This is a genomic window from Escherichia sp. TW14182, from assembly GCF_000208525.1.
Classification (GTDB): Bacteria; Pseudomonadota; Gammaproteobacteria; order Enterobacterales; family Enterobacteriaceae; genus Escherichia; species Escherichia ruysiae.
The window spans coordinates 1-14097 of record NZ_AEJZ01000134.1 but is presented as its reverse complement, the minus strand read 5'-3'; the positions used below and the strand labels follow the sequence as shown (position 1 = coordinate 14097).

Sequence of the window (14097 nt, the reverse complement as noted above, 5' to 3'; positions counted from 1 at the left end):
TTCCTGCAACTCGAATTATTTAGAGTATATAAATATAAAAATCAGAAAATGGCAGACGAATCCAGGGCAAGAAAAAAAGAATTAATCCTGGAAAGGTCTGCAAAGAGTCATTGATAAAGGATTTGTCATGATTTACCTCCTTGCAGTTTGTGGAATAAAAAAACGCGCACATATTAGGCGGGCGTTATTTTCATTGCAAGCTGGATTTAATGTTGCTGTTTATATCGCATATAAAAATTAGTAAACCACGCCCCCCGACATTCAACGCGTTGCTGCTTAACCACCTGAAAACCATAACGTTCAAAAAAGGGTTTTGCAGTTATGCTGGCATCCACCGTAAGTTCGGATTCAGACTTAATAAAAGGTTTTAACAAGGCACTGGCGACACCACAGCGGGTGTATTCCGGATCAACAAATAGCATATCGATATAGTGTTCAATGCAGGTAATAAAGCCGACCAGTTGTGCATTAATGACCGCAACCCGCACTTGTGATTGCACGAGCTTCTCCTTCCAGCGAGATTCATCAATCTGCGCCCAAGCGGCAATTTGTTGCGGTGAATAATGCTGACTGGCAGTCATCGTAACCGCTCTAATGAAAATAGCGCATAGTTGCTGAAAATCGCCAGGCTGATAGTCTCTTATTTGAATGTTATTCATAATCCCAGCACCAACTGTCTTTCCATTTGCGGATCAAGCAACGTCACATGCAGCCCCACCAACCGTACACCGCGTCCGCCGCGACGTTCATCCCAGGTTTTACGCGCAGTGGCGATTAGGTCAGCTTTATTCAAACGCGGCCAGACATGCTCCTGAGTGGTTTGCTGAAAATCATCGAACTTTAATTTCACTCCCTGGCGGGCGATCAGTAAATCAGGCTTCACCTTTGCCAGACGGCGCTCCAGTTCAGGATAAAGCCGCTCAATAATCGCTTCACATTCAGACCAGTGATGGATATCTTCCGCCATCGTGCGTTCCACACCGACGGATTTACGCAGCCGTTCACTGTTAACATCGCGCTCGTCGATACCCTGGCTACGCTCCCACAAAATGCGGCCAAATTTGCCAAAGCGTTTGAGCAAGGTCACCAGATCACACTTTTGTACATCACCGCAGGTGCGCAGCCCCATCGCCTCTAGTTTTGCCGCTGATACTTTGCCGACACCAGGAATCTTCGCCAGCGGCAACGTTTCCAGAAATGCAGGAACGTCAGCAGGTGTAATCACAAACTGACCGTTGGGTTTGTTCATGTCAGAGGCGATTTTGGCGAGAAACTTAACCGGCGCCACGCCCGCAGAAGCCGTCAAGTGCAACTCGTTAAAGATCGTCTGACGGATTTCCTGGGCGATGAGAGTCGCAGAACCGTGGCAATGCACGCTGTCGGTGACATCGAGATAGGCCTCATCCAGCGACAACGGCTCAATGCGCGAAGTGTAACGCGAGAAGATTTCGCGGATATGATTTGAGGCTTCTTTGTAGGCGTCAAAGCGCCCCGGAAGCAAGGTGAGGTGCGGGCATAATTTGAGCGCCATGCCGGTCGGCATTGCGCTGCGTACACCAAATTTACGCGCGGGATAATTGGCGGTGCTGATCACCCCCCGACGTTCGCGGCTACCGCCAATAGCAACAGGGATATCGCGCAGGGCGGGATTATCACGCATCTCCACCGCTGCGAAAAAGCAGTCCATATCCACATGAATGATTTTACGCATCGCTCACCTCTCAATACTGGTAAAGTATACAGTGATTTTAAGGTTTGAGAAATGCGTAAAGATTCTGCAATCAGTCCCCTTATTGCCGGATGCGCTGCGCTTATCTGACCAACAGGAGGCCGTTTTTGCTACCCGTGCTGCTTATCCAGTTTTTGCACCAGCGGCTGCACCACTTTATCCCCATGCTGACCAAAATATTGATACAGCGTATCCGACGCGCTTTTGGTTAGCACCATAATCTCAATGCGCCGGTTGCCTGCGCTTTGCGGATTATTCGCGTCCAGCAGCATCTGGTCCGCCATCGCACTTACCTGCATCACTTTATCTTCCGGCATTCCGGCATCTTCCAGCACCCGACGGGCCGAAAGCGCGCGGTCACCCGAAAGGTTCCAGTTGTTATAGATATTGCTTTTATAGGCCATCGCATCGGTATGCCCGGTGATAATGATCTTGTTATCGAGTGAGTCAAAAACCGGCGCTAATTCTACCAGCAGCGTTTTAAAAAACGGCATAATCTTCGCGCTGCCGCGTTCAAACATATTGCGGTTTTGGTCATCTTTAATCAGCACGCGTAATCCCTGGGGGACAATCTCCATCTCCAGATTCGCTTCCATATGTGCATTACGGGCGATGGTGTTGATATTGGTCGCCAGCTCGCCCAGTTCAGTGGCGGATTTCTTCTTCAGCAGCGCCGTTTTCTCGTTCACATCACGTGCTTTTTTCTCGGTTTCTTCCGGCACCGCCACGGTAGTCGGTTTCGGCGGATGAGTCGGGCTTATTTTATTTAACGGCGACAGCCCGCCACCGTTGAAGATCGACTGCCCATGCAGCGCCGCCATAATGCTTTCACGCTCGGATTTACTGACGCTGTTCACAATCAACTTTATCGTCGTCACCAAAGGGGCCGAGCGTATTTCCGAGGTTTCTGCCCGCTTTACCTTAGACGCGATGCCCGGCAAACAGATGGCGATTGATGCCGATCTTAACGCCGGATTGATCAACCAGGCGCAGGCGCAAACCCGGCGTAAAGATGTTGCCAGCGAGGCCGATTTCTACGGCGCGATGGACGGGGCATCGAAGTTTGTGCGCGGGGACGCCATCGCCGGGATGATGATTCTGGCGATCAACCTGATCGGCGGCGTCTGTATCGGGATCTTCAAATACAACCTGAGCGCCGATGCCGCCTTCCAGCAATACGTGCTGATGACCATCGGCGACGGGCTGGTGGCGCAGATACCTTCCTTGCTGCTCTCCACTGCGGCGGCGATTATTGTCACCCGCGTCAGCGACAACGGCGATATCGCCCACGACGTGCGCCACCAGTTGCTGGCAAGCCCGTCGGTGCTCTACACCGCCACCGGGATTATGTTCGTGCTGGCGGTGGTGCCGGGAATGCCACACTTCCCGTTCCTGATGTTCAGCGCCCTGCTTGGTTTTACCGGCTGGCGGATGAGCAAACGCCCTCAGGCGGCGGAGGCGGAAGAGAAAAGCCTCGAAACGCTGACCCGCACTATCACCGAAACCAGCGAGCAACAGGTTAGTTGGGAGACTATTCCGCTGATCGAGCCCATCAGTTTAAGCCTCGGCTACAAGCTGGTGGCGCTGGTCGATAAAGCACAGGGCAACCCGCTCACCCAGCGTATTCGCGGCGTGCGGCAGGTGATATCCGACGGTAACGGCGTGCTGCTGCCGGAGATCCGTATTCGGGAAAACTTCCGCCTCAAGCCCAGCCAGTACGCTATTTTCATCAACGGCATAAAGGCTGATGAAGCGGATATTCCGGCGGATAAACTGATGGCCCTGCCCTCCAGCGAAACCTACGGCGAGATTGACGGCGTGCTGGGGAATGACCCGGCGTATGGGATGCCAGTGACCTGGATTCAACCTGCGCAGAAAGCGAAGGCGCTGAATATGGGGTATCAGGTGATCGACAGCGCCAGCGTGATTGCCACCCATGTGAACAAGATTGTGCGCAGCTATATCCCTGATTTGTTTAACTATGACGATATTACGCAGTTACATAACCGTTTGTCGTCGATGGCGCCGCGCCTGGCGGAAGACTTAAGCGCGGCGCTGAATTACAGCCAGTTGCTGAAAGTGTACCGTGCGCTGCTGACCGAGGGCGTTTCCCTGCGCGATATCGTCACCATCGCCACCGTGCTGGTTGCCAGTAGTACAGTGACCAAAGATCATATTCTGCTGGCAGCCGATGTGCGCCTGGCGCTGCGGCGTAGCATTACCCATCCGTTCGTTCGCAAGCAGGAGCTGACGGTATATACGCTGAATAATGAGCTGGAAAATCTGCTGACCAATGTGGTGAGTCAGGCGCAACAGGGCGGGAAAGTGATGCTCGACAGCGTGCCGGTTGACCCGAATATGCTCAACCAGTTCCAGAGCACGATGCCGCAGGTGAAAGAGCAGATGAAAGCGGCGGGGAAAGACCCGGTGTTGCTGGTGCCGCCGCAGTTGCGTCCTTTGCTGGCGCGCTACGCAAGATTGTTTGCGCCAGGGCTGCATGTGCTGTCGTATAACGAAGTGCCGGACGAGCTGGAGTTGAAGATAATGGGGGCGTTGAGTTGATGCCTTTTAAGAAACGCAATACGATGACATCAATTTATGACGTCAGGGATTGATAAGATGATGAAAACGCGTTCATTAATATCTCAAGCATCGAACATTATCACAATTAAAGGTCAACCAGCCGCAGTGACATTTGAAGCTGATATCAACGCATTTCGCGGCAAATTCCTTAATGTAAATGGTTATTGCGACTTTGTGGCCACAAGCATTGAAGCATTGTACCGTGAAGGTGAAAGCGCGCTGGATGAGTGGATTGCAGATTGTGAAGAGGACGGCATTGCCCCTTTTCGTGAAGAAGAAGAGCAAAAACGCCTGACGCTGCGCGTTCCTCATCACATCGATTCACGGCTGACCATCGTCGCCAGGCAACATTCCATTTCAAAAAACCAGCTCATTGTTGATGTCTTAGAACGTGAGTTTTCAGCCCAGATGTAAACAGGCCGGATGCCGCATGGCATCCGACCCTTTGCCTGATCGTCAATATTACCCATTTACAAAATCGTCTCTTCCGTCAAAATCCGTCGCGCGCCCAAAAAATGATCCTGCCAGAAAGGTTCGGCTAAGCGACTTATCCGAATGGTTTCCCCGGTGCGTGGCGACTCGATAAACTGTCCATCGCCCAGATACACGCCCATATGGTCAGCTATCTCACGGCTATGAATATGGAAAAACAGCAAATCCCCCCGGCGCAGGTCGTTGTTCGCCACAATCGTCGCCCGATGGTAGTGATACATCTCATTCGCCGTGCGCGGAAGTTTCGCCTCGAGGATCTTGTTGTAGGCATAAAAAACTAACCCGCTACAGTCGAAGCCTTTATCGGGCCGCGTGCCGCCCCAGACGTAGGGCTTGCCAAGCTGCAGCTCCAGGCGGTGGATCGCTACTTCGGTAATGTTGTGCAGATGATTGCTGCTTAAGAAATGGTTGTTCTCTGCCAGTGCCTGCCAGCGTCTGTCACTCGCCTTGAGTGGCGCAGGAAACCATTCAGGATGCTGTTTTATCTGTTCGCGGTTATGCTGGCGCAGCGCCTTTCTGCTTTCGGCATTACCTTCCACAATGTAGCTGGCCTGTTTTTTCAGATGGGTTTGGTACTGTTTTAATAAACGCGCACGGTTTTGCATCCGCTGGCGGGCGGCGTAGCTGAAAGAGATGTGTGATGTGGTGGCGCTGGCGAGTACAGGAAGCAAAACGCATAACGAAAACACGCCTGGATGCAGAAATCTGCCGTGAAAGAACGAAGACATGAAGGACATAAACCGGCTGAATGAAGGTGAGAATTTTAAAAGACCGAGGGAGTAAACGGGATTATTAATTGCTTATTTGCATATTAATATTGGGGTTTCATAATCTTAGGAAATAAGTAATTAATCCGCGATACATACGCTTTTCGGACTTTTGAAAATCGCCTCTTATGCTAAATTTGTAAACCCTGCACCGACAGGCTTGCGTAAAACTCTTTTGGTGCTAATGTGAGCCTTCCAAATCCAGACTATTCCGATTTGGGATCTATTTTGCCGCCCTGGCGTGTGTAACCGTTTTATCAAGGAATAAGCAGTATGCGTAAAATCGCATTAATTCTTGCGATGTTGTTGATCCCGTGCGTTTCGTTTGCCAGTTTGCTGGGCAGCGGTAGTTCCACCACGCCAGTGAGCAAAGAGTATAAGCAGCAGTTGATGGGATCTCCTGTCTACATCCAAATCTTCAAGGAAGAGCGCACGCTCGATCTCTACGTCAAAATGGGCGAGCAATATCAACTGCTCGACAGTTATAAAATCTGTAAATATTCCGGCGGGTTAGGCCCCAAACAGCGTCAGGGCGATTTCAAAAGTCCGGAAGGGTTTTATAGCGTCCAGCGTAATCAGTTAAAACCAGACAGCCGTTACTACAAAGCAATCAATATTGGTTTCCCTAATGCCTATGACCGCGCGCATGGTTACGAAGGGAAATACCTGATGATTCACGGCGATTGTGTTTCCATCGGCTGCTACGCGATGACCAATCAGGGTATTGATGAGATCTTCCAGTTCGTTACTGGTGCGCTGGTATTTGGTCAGCCGAGCGTGCAGGTGAGTATTTACCCGTTCCGCATGACCGACGCCAATATGAAGCGCCATAAGTATTCCAACTTTAAGGACTTCTGGGAGCAACTGAAGCCGGGCTACGACTACTTTGAACAGACTCGTAAGCCACCGACCGTTTCTGTGGTCAATGGCCGTTACGTGGTCAGCAAGCCGTTAAGCCACGAAGTTGTGCAACCACAACTGGCATCAAACTACACGCTCCCCGAGGCAAAATAAGCGCCATTCGCCTGGCATAATCTTTTGCCAGGTTTCATTGCCCGTCAGCGGCTGAGTCGCAATCACCGTGACCACATCATTCGGTGTGGTCTGCGAGCTGAAGTCGATTTCCACATCCTGATCCAGCAACGTCGCCACGCCAAACGGCGCGCGCCGGGTGATCCAGTGTAAATTAGTCGAGCAATACGCCATTACATAGCGCCCGTCTGAAAGCAGCATGTTGAAAACGCCCTTCTGCCGCAACTCATCCGCCAGTGAGGCGATATATTTAAACACCGCCGCCATGTTGCCCGGCGTGCGCGGGTAACGCTGCGTCAGTTTATACAACAACCAGCAGAAGGCTTTTTCGCTGTCGGTTTCACCTACCGGACGGAAGTTGCCGGTTTCCAGTGATTTATAGCCCGTCAGTTGCCCGTTGTGCGCATAAGTCCAGTTGCGTCCCCATAGCTCACGGGTAAACGGGTGAGTATTTTCCAGCGCCACCTCGCCCCGATTTGCCTGGCGAATATGAGCGATTACCGAGCAGGATTTTATCGGGTAGTCCTGAACCAGTTTAGCGATGGGGGAATTAAAGCTGGGTTGTGGATCTTTAAATGTGCGACAACCTTTGCCTTCGTAAAAGGTAATGCCCCAGCCATCTTTATGTGGCCCGGTTCCACCACCGCGCTGTACAAGCCCGGTGAAACTAAAGCAGATATCGGTAGGGACGTTGGCGCTCATCCCGAGCAATTCGCACATCGGTAACCTCCACAACAGCAGGGGAAATGCCCCGGCGAAGATTGATTAAAAAGTAAAAAGGTGAGTGCTGTTACCCTCACCCCGACCCTCTCCCTGAAAGGGAGAGGGGGAAGTGCTCTTACTTAACCATCTCTTTTTCAATTAACTGGATCAGGATATGGATAACTTTAATGTGGATCTCCTGAATGCGATCGGCATAGCCAAAGTGCGGAACGCGAATTTCGATATCCGCCGTGCCAGCCATTTTGCCGCCGTCTTTACCGGTCAGGGTGATCACTTTCATGCCCTTCTCACGCGCCGCCGCAATCGCCTTGATTACGTTTGCAGAGTTACCCGAGGTGGAGATCCCCAGCAGCACATCACCTTCGCGACCTACTGCTTCAACGTAACGGGAGAAAATGTCGTTAAACCCAAAATCATTCCCCACACAGGTGATGTGGCTGACATCAGAAATGGCAATCGCCGGATAACCCGGACGGTTTTCACGGTAGCGCCCCGTCAGTTCTTCTGCAAAGTGCATGGCGTCGCAATGGGAGCCGCCGTTGCCGCAGGAAAGCACTTTGCCACCGGCTTTAAAACTGTCTGCTAACAGGACCGCCGCGCGCTGAATGGCGTGAATATTGGCGTCATCTTTTAAAAAGTTAGCCAGCGTTTCCGCCGCTTCGTTCAGTTCGTTACGAATAAGATCCTGGTACATGAGGATATCCTTCAGCATAAATGAATTAGACAAAATGCAGTGTACCGGATACCGCCAGAAGCGAGAAGACCAGTGCGGCGGAATGACCAGGACTTTTTGACCTGAAGTGCGGATAAAAACAGCAACAATGTGAGCTTTGTTGTAATTATATTGTAAACACATTGCTAAATGTTTTCACATCCACTACAACCATATCATCACAAGTGGTCAGACCTCCTACAAGTAAGGGGCTTTTCGTTATGATGATTTTGAGTATTCTCGCTACGGTTGTCCTGCTCGGCGCGTTGTTTTATCACCGCGTGAGCTTATTTATCAGCAGTCTGATTTTGCTCGCCTGGACAGCCGCCCTCGGCGTCTCTGGTCTGTGGTCGGCGTGGATACTGGTGCCTCTGGCCATTATCCTCGTGCCATTTAACTTTGCGCCAATGCGTAAGTCGATGATTTCAGCGCCGGTATTTCGCGGTTTCCGTAAGGTGATGCCACCGATGTCGCGCACTGAGAAAGAAGCGATTGATGCGGGCACCACCTGGTGGGAGGGCGACTTGTTCCAGGGCAAGCCGGACTGGAAAAAGCTGCATAACTATCCGCAGCCGCGCCTGACCGCAGAAGAGCAAGCGTTTCTCGACGGCCCGGTAGAAGAAGCCTGCCGGATGGCGAATGATTTCCAGATTACCCATGAACTGGCAGATCTGCCGCCGGAGCTGTGGGCATATCTGAAAGAGCATCGTTTCTTCGCGATGATCATCAAAAAAGAGTACGGCGGGCTGGAGTTCTCGGCTTATGCCCAGTCTCGCGTGCTACAAAAACTCTCCGGCGTGAGCGGGATCCTGGCGATTACCGTCGGCGTGCCGAACTCATTAGGCCCGGGCGAGCTGCTGCAACATTACGGCACTGATGAGCAGAAAAAGCACTATCTGCCGCGTCTGGCACGTGGTCAGGAGATCCCTTGCTTTGCGCTAACCAGCCCGGAAGCGGGTTCCGATGCGGGCGCTATTCCGGACACCGGGATTGTTTGCATGGGTGAGTGGCAGGGCCAGCAGGTGCTGGGAATGCGTCTGACCTGGAACAAACGCTACATTACGCTGGCACCAATTGCGACCGTGCTTGGGCTGGCGTTTAAACTCTCCGACCCGGACAAACTGCTCGGCGGAGACGAAGATTTAGGCATTACCTGTGCGCTGATCCCGACCACCACACCGGGCGTGGAAATTGGTCGTCGCCACTTCCCGCTGAACGTACCGTTCCAGAACGGACCGACGCGTGGCAAAGATGTCTTCGTACCGATCGATTACATTATCGGCGGCCCCAAAATGGCCGGGCAAGGCTGGCGGATGCTGGTGGAGTGTCTCTCGGTAGGTCGTGGCATCACCCTGCCTTCCAACTCAACCGGCGGCGTGAAGTCGGTGGCGCTGGCAACGGGCGCGTATGCTCACATTCGTCGTCAGTTCAAAATCTCTATCGGTAAGATGGAAGGGATTGAAGAGCCGCTGGCGCGTATTGCCGGTAATGCTTACGTAATGGATGCTGCGGCGTCGCTGATTACCTACGGCATTATGCTCGGTGAAAAACCGGCTGTGCTGTCGGCTATCGTTAAGTATCACTGTACCCACCGTGGGCAGCAGTCGATTATCGATGCGATGGATATTACTGGTGGTAAAGGCATTATGCTCGGTCAGAGCAACTTCCTGGCGCGTGCTTACCAGGGGGCTCCGATTGCCATCACCGTTGAAGGGGCGAATATTCTGACCCGTAGCATGATGATCTTCGGTCAGGGGGCGATTCGTTGTCATCCATATGTGCTGGAAGAGATGGAAGCGGCAAAAAACAATGACGTCAACGCGTTCGATAAACTGTTGTTCAAACATATCGGTCACGTCGGTAGTAACAAAGTTCGTAGCTTCTGGCTTGGTTTGACGCGCGGGTTAACCAGCAGTACGCCAACCGGCGATGCAACTAAACGTTATTATCAGCACCTGAACCGCCTGAGCGCAAACCTTGCCCTACTTTCTGATGTGTCGATGGCGGTGCTGGGTGGTAGCCTGAAACGCCGTGAGCGTATCTCGGCACGTCTGGGGGATATTTTAAGTCAACTTTACCTCGCCTCCGCCGTTTTGAAACGTTATGACGACGAAGGCCGCAATGAAGCTGACCTGCCGCTGGTGCACTGGGGCGTTCAGGATGCGCTGTATCAGGCTGAACAGGCGATGGATGATTTGCTACAAAACTTCCCGAACCGCGTGGTTGCCGGACTGCTGAATGTGGTGATCTTCCCAACCGGTCGTCACTATCTGGCGCCGTCTGACAAGCTGGATCATAAGGTGGCGAAGATTTTACAAGTGCCAAACGCCACCCGTTCTCGCATTGGTCGCGGTCAGTACCTGACGCCGAGTGAGCATAATCCGGTTGGCTTGCTGGAAGAGGCGCTGGTAGATGTGATTGCCGCCGATCCAATTCATCAGCGGATCTGTAAAGAGCTGGGTAAAAATCTGCCATTTACCCGTCTGGATGAACTGGCACACAACGCGCTGGCGAAAGGGCTAATTGATAAAGATGAAGCCGCCATTCTGGTGAAAGCGGAAGAGAGCCGTCTGCGCAGTATTAACGTTGATGACTTTGAACCGGAAGAGCTGGCGACGAAGCCGGTAAAGTTGCCGGAGAAAGTGCGGAAAGTTGAAGCCGCGTAATTGAATAACGGAGCCGAAAGGCTCCGTTTCTTTATCAGCTAATTATTTGAAATTAAATCCATCCGGATGGTTTTCCAGGCTGCCAGTCAACGCCGCGAACAGCACCGTTTTACCATCAATCGAGAGCGCATCGTTCACATTCAGCCAGGTGAGCTTCTCTTGCGAAGTTTTCTCATCAATGGTTGAGAACAGACCCGTCATCTGATTAGATTTCTCGGACCACATCACCGCAATACGTTGCGAGCCGCAATCATGCGGTTTGCACGCACTCATCACCTGATAAGTCTCATCGCCCAACGTTACGGTTTGTGCGGGGGTATAAGTACCGCCTTTCATCACCCAGACTGGTAGCTTATGCCCTTGCACCATCTGATTAAACGCAGCTTTGGTGGCTTCGCCCTTTGCCAGGCTGCTAATTGTTAAATCATCCTGCGCCATTGCACTGGTGGCGATGACCAAAGCGGCGACTGTCGTTATTGCCTTAAACATCATTCCTCCCGAGCTTATCCTGCCCATGTTATTAACACCCTAAAGCCTGGCGATAACACGATATTTTGCAAATCAGATATTTCCAATATCTGCATTTGTTATCAATTTATTCCGCAGTAAGGTAATAGCCTGATAACGTGTTAAAGTTATAAAACCCCTCGAATAAAGGAGTTGTACACCGTGCCTGGTTTGAAGATTACGCTTTTGCAGCAACCGTTGGTGTGGATGGATGGTCCTGCCAACCTGCGCCATTTTGATCGTCAACTGGAAGGTATTACCGGGCGCGATGCGATCGTTCTACCAGAGATGTTCACCAGCGGCTTTGCCATGGAAGCGGCGGTTTCATCGCTATCGCAAGAGAACGTGGTGGACTGGATGAGCGCCAAAGCGCAACAGTGCAATGCGTTGATTGCGGGCAGTGTTGCATTACAAACGGACTCAGGTTCGGTTAATCGCTTTTTGCTGGTTGAGCCGGGCGGCACGGTACATTTTTATGACAAGCGTCATCTGTTCCGCATGGCGGATGAGCATCTGCATTATAAAGCGGGCAATGAGCGAGTGATTGTGGAATGGCGCGGCTGGCGTATTTTGCCGCTGGTGTGCTACGACCTACGTTTTCCGGTGTGGTCGCGCAATTTCAACGATTATGACCTGGCAATCTACGTCGCCAACTGGCCTGCCCCGCGCTCTCTGCACTGGCAGGCTTTGCTGACGGCTCGCGCTATTGAAAATCAGGCGTATGTGGCGGGATGTAATCGCGTGGGTAGCGATGGCAATGGCTGCCACTATCGCGGCGACAGTCGGGTGATTAATCCGCAAGGCGAAACTCTCGCTAGCGCCGAACCACACCAGGCCACACGCATTGATGCAGAACTTTCGATGGTGGCATTACGAGAATATCGTGAAAAATTCCCGGCATGGCAGGACGCGGATGGGTTCAGGTTGCTGTGAGTGGGCGTTGTTTCTAGGGAAGGGGCTGGGTAGACGACCTCCGCAAGGACTGACGCGCGGCCACTGTAATCTCATTGGATTTCTCATCTGTCTTAATCTGCCCAAGGCTCAGACTGTGCATAGTTGAGAACGCACTAATGACATGAATCGCTCCCTTGCGGCGACTCTTATCATAAGAGTGCCGGATCGTTTTTCCATCAATTGCGATAATGTCTTTATCATTTGAGGAATGGCAGTCACGCATCCAGTTAAAATTTTGCAGGACTGATACAGGATACAACGCTAGCAATGGAATCGTGAACGGGGATGCCATTTTTAAAATGACCATATTGCTTCAAAAAATCGAGATGTGTTTTTCCAAAATCCTCTATATCTTCCTATCCTTCAGCCCCGAAAATGACGGCACAAATAGTCAACAGTAGAATATCTGACAAATTATGTTCCACTTTCCAGGCTTGTCTGTAATCAGGGATAATAGAAATATGCTCCATCATTTTTTAAGTACCATTTTGTTCTCCTTATTTATGTAAGGAGTATTTGATTATATATAAGCTGTGAAAAACAGTTTTGAGTAATAAGGAATTACTCAATTATTGAATATATAGTGCGAATTATTTAGTGCAAAAAACAACGTTATGTGATCTTTCCCTGGGGCTGCCCCCCTTAATCACCGCTCACCACAAGCAACTAATCAAGGTAGTTAATCATGGCTGAACACGATATTACGCCAGAAGTCACCATTTCCAAAACACAGCGCCATTACCAGGTGGGCTATGTCAGCGCCCGGCATGAGAACCGTAAAATCGGCATGACCACGTATTACTCACGACCCCCCAGGCTGCACCTTAAAGGCGACTGCTGGCTGAGGCGGGATTTGATACCGGGCGAGGTGTGACGGTGAAGATTTCGGAGGGGCGCCTGACCATCATCGCTGACAGTGACGAGGTGCAGGAGCTACGGGAGGAACTTTATCAGGTTAAACAGGTGGTTAAGGGAATGAAGGCCGGGATATCTGGCGTATTACGCGAGGTATAAAAATAAAAGCTGGGAATATCACGGAGATATTTCCCGGCTTTTTATTTAATAAGAAAAGATCATCGTTCTTCTATATGATAAGTATCCTTATCAGTCCAGTATATAATCTTGTATTTATCAAAATTAATATTCTGTTCTTTATAATACTCCATTACTTCTGATGGATACCAACCATGTCCATATAAAAAAAGAGCACCTTCACTGATTAGCAATCTTATTATTCTTTGTTTATCTTGATCATCGCTTACAGGTAAAATCATAAATTCATCTATTAATGAAAAACCTATCACCTGCATTTTGCTAATCAAACGCTGACCAAAAACTCTTATTTTTACAATGTTCCCAGCGATATCAATAACAATAATGGAATCATTTGGCATATTATTCAATTTACATTCACCCGTATAGTTACTGGAGTTGATGTTGGTATAGAGTTTATCACCATTTCTGGTGCGCCGCCTGGCAAGTGTTGGCCAGGGCCTAAGAAATAATCATTGCCGCTTAATGGACTTCGTGGCTGCATATTAGAAATTCCATCAACTTTTCTGATATTAAATCCATCGCTTAATGATGCCCGGATATAATCCCATATCCTTTTCAATTGTTGAAGCAAGAGATTTAGATATAGTTATTTCTCCATTTTCAATACCATTGAAATATTTCAATGCACCTTCTTTGTCTGTAACAAATGTACCATCACGACCAATTGCAGGATATTGGTCCCAACTTTTTGGACTTATATTATATCCCACATCATCTTGTAACATTTGCGCTTGTCGCGCTCTTGCGCCTTCAACCTTACATAATCCAAGCGGATCAATATATTTGAGAGGGTTTGGTACATACGTGTAACTGTTTAACCCGCCTCTCAGCCCTATCGGATCCTGGCTGATAAACCTCCCGCACTCCGGCGCATAA

At 50.4% G+C, this 14097-nt stretch carries 12 protein-coding genes and 4 pseudogenes; 6 read left to right on the top strand and 10 right to left on the bottom strand.

The window, feature by feature from the left end; genetic code table 11:
• Positions 1-206: 206 nt before the first annotated feature.
• The 3 genes from EQY_RS0112405 to lafU form a co-directional block, all read right to left on the bottom strand.
• Complete coding sequence (locus EQY_RS0112405; protein WP_001059859.1) at positions 207-659, bottom strand: GNAT family N-acetyltransferase; 453 nt, start codon at positions 657-659, stop codon at positions 207-209.
• Entirely contained in the window at positions 656-1711 is a 1056-nt protein-coding gene (gene dinB / locus EQY_RS0112400) for a DNA polymerase IV (protein ID WP_001226214.1), read from the bottom strand. The genes EQY_RS0112405 and dinB overlap by 4 nt, the downstream gene beginning before the upstream one ends.
• Positions 1712-1839: 128 nt before the next feature.
• On the bottom strand, positions 1840-2607 hold the full coding sequence (gene lafU, locus EQY_RS0112395) for a putative lateral flagellar export/assembly protein LafU (protein ID WP_077629672.1): 768 nt from the start codon (positions 2605-2607) through the stop codon (positions 1840-1842).
• On the opposite strand from lafU, the pseudogene EQY_RS0112390 reads away from it, so the two are divergent.
• Both EQY_RS0112390 and EQY_RS0112385 read left to right on the top strand, forming a co-directional pair.
• A pseudogene (locus tag EQY_RS0112390) lies at positions 2573-4291 on the top strand (flagellar biosynthesis protein FlhA); the annotation flags it as partial. The gene lafU and the pseudogene EQY_RS0112390 overlap by 35 nt on opposite strands.
• Before the next feature lie 78 nt (positions 4292-4369).
• Positions 4370-4726, top strand: a complete 357-nt coding sequence (locus EQY_RS0112385; RefSeq protein WP_024165144.1) for a type II toxin-antitoxin system HicB family antitoxin — start codon at positions 4370-4372, stop codon at positions 4724-4726.
• A 56-nt stretch (positions 4727-4782) separates the two neighbouring features.
• Here EQY_RS0112385 and EQY_RS0112380 read toward each other — a convergent pair whose 3' ends face one another.
• Positions 4783-5532: a C40 family peptidase gene (locus tag EQY_RS0112380; protein ID WP_000093874.1), complete on the bottom strand. Its 750-nt coding sequence runs from the start codon at positions 5530-5532 to the stop codon at positions 4783-4785.
• Positions 5533-5844: 312 nt separating this feature from the next.
• Here EQY_RS0112380 and dpaA point away from each other — a divergent pair, with 312 nt between their 5' ends.
• Entirely contained in the window at positions 5845-6585 is a 741-nt protein-coding gene (gene dpaA / locus EQY_RS0112375; protein ID WP_001225687.1) for a peptidoglycan meso-diaminopimelic acid protein amidase, read from the top strand.
• On the opposite strand, the gene EQY_RS0112370 is transcribed toward dpaA, so the two are convergent.
• Both EQY_RS0112370 and lpcA read right to left on the bottom strand, forming a co-directional pair.
• Positions 6556-7323 carry a class II glutamine amidotransferase gene (locus EQY_RS0112370; RefSeq protein WP_010346050.1) on the bottom strand — a complete coding sequence of 256 codons (768 nt, stop codon included), beginning with the start codon at positions 7321-7323 and terminating at the stop codon, positions 6556-6558. The genes dpaA and EQY_RS0112370 overlap by 30 nt on opposite strands.
• A 118-nt stretch (positions 7324-7441) precedes the next feature.
• Positions 7442-8020, bottom strand: coding sequence for a D-sedoheptulose 7-phosphate isomerase (gene lpcA, locus EQY_RS0112365; RefSeq protein WP_016159301.1), 579 nt, complete (start codon positions 8018-8020; stop codon positions 7442-7444).
• 239 nt (positions 8021-8259) lie between these two features.
• On the opposite strand from lpcA, the gene fadE reads away from it, so the two are divergent.
• Positions 8260-10704 carry an acyl-CoA dehydrogenase FadE gene (gene fadE / locus EQY_RS0112360; RefSeq protein WP_000973119.1) on the top strand — a complete coding sequence of 815 codons (2445 nt, stop codon included), beginning with the start codon at positions 8260-8262 and terminating at the stop codon, positions 10702-10704.
• Positions 10705-10746: 42 nt separating this feature from the next.
• On the opposite strand, the gene ivy is transcribed toward fadE, so the two are convergent.
• Positions 10747-11193 (bottom strand): Ivy family C-type lysozyme inhibitor, encoded by a 447-nt coding sequence (ivy, locus tag EQY_RS0112355; RefSeq protein WP_016159303.1) that lies wholly within the window; start codon positions 11191-11193, stop codon positions 10747-10749.
• 180 nt (positions 11194-11373) lie between these two features.
• Here ivy and EQY_RS0112350 point away from each other — a divergent pair, with 180 nt between their 5' ends.
• Positions 11374-12144, top strand: coding sequence for an amidohydrolase (locus EQY_RS0112350; RefSeq protein ID WP_001118008.1), 771 nt, complete (start codon positions 11374-11376; stop codon positions 12142-12144).
• Positions 12145-12208: 64 nt separating this feature from the next.
• Here the strand turns inward: EQY_RS0112350 and EQY_RS25660 are convergent.
• Positions 12209-12638: pseudogene (locus EQY_RS25660) on the bottom strand (ISAs1 family transposase); the annotation flags it as partial.
• A 212-nt stretch (positions 12639-12850) separates the two neighbouring features.
• On the opposite strand from EQY_RS25660, the pseudogene EQY_RS0112340 reads away from it, so the two are divergent.
• Positions 12851-13179: pseudogene (locus EQY_RS0112340) on the top strand (SymE family type I addiction module toxin).
• Between the two features lie 59 nt (positions 13180-13238).
• Here EQY_RS0112340 and EQY_RS0112335 read toward each other — a convergent pair.
• Together EQY_RS0112335 and EQY_RS27440 are read right to left on the bottom strand one after the other, a co-directional pair.
• A complete protein-coding gene (locus EQY_RS0112335) occupies positions 13239-13559 on the bottom strand; it encodes a hypothetical protein (protein ID WP_001132389.1) in 321 nt (106 codons plus the stop codon).
• 408 nt (positions 13560-13967) lie between these two features.
• Positions 13968-14097: pseudogene (locus tag EQY_RS27440) on the bottom strand (RHS repeat domain-containing protein); the annotation flags it as partial.

Bases quoted from the DNA above. Each gene is read 5' to 3' on its own strand.
- EQY_RS0112405 (WP_001059859.1), bottom strand. From the start codon at position 659: ATGAATAACATTCAAATAAGAGACTATCAGCCTGGCGATTTTCAGCAA.
- dinB (WP_001226214.1), bottom strand. From the start codon at position 1,711: ATGCGTAAAATCATTCATGTGGATATGGACTGCTTTTTCGCAGCGGTG.
- EQY_RS0112380 (WP_000093874.1), bottom strand. From the start codon at position 5,532: ATGTCTTCGTTCTTTCACGGCAGATTTCTGCATCCAGGCGTGTTTTCG.
- dpaA (WP_001225687.1), top strand. From the start codon at position 5,845: ATGCGTAAAATCGCATTAATTCTTGCGATGTTGTTGATCCCGTGCGTT.
- EQY_RS0112370 (WP_010346050.1), bottom strand. From the start codon at position 7,323: ATGTGCGAATTGCTCGGGATGAGCGCCAACGTCCCTACCGATATCTGC.
- lpcA (WP_016159301.1), bottom strand. From the start codon at position 8,020: ATGTACCAGGATCTTATTCGTAACGAACTGAACGAAGCGGCGGAAACG.
- fadE (WP_000973119.1), top strand. From the start codon at position 8,260: ATGATGATTTTGAGTATTCTCGCTACGGTTGTCCTGCTCGGCGCGTTG.
- ivy (WP_016159303.1), bottom strand. From the start codon at position 11,193: ATGTTTAAGGCAATAACGACAGTCGCCGCTTTGGTCATCGCCACCAGT.
- EQY_RS0112335 (WP_001132389.1), bottom strand. From the start codon at position 13,559: ATGCCAAATGATTCCATTATTGTTATTGATATCGCTGGGAACATTGTA.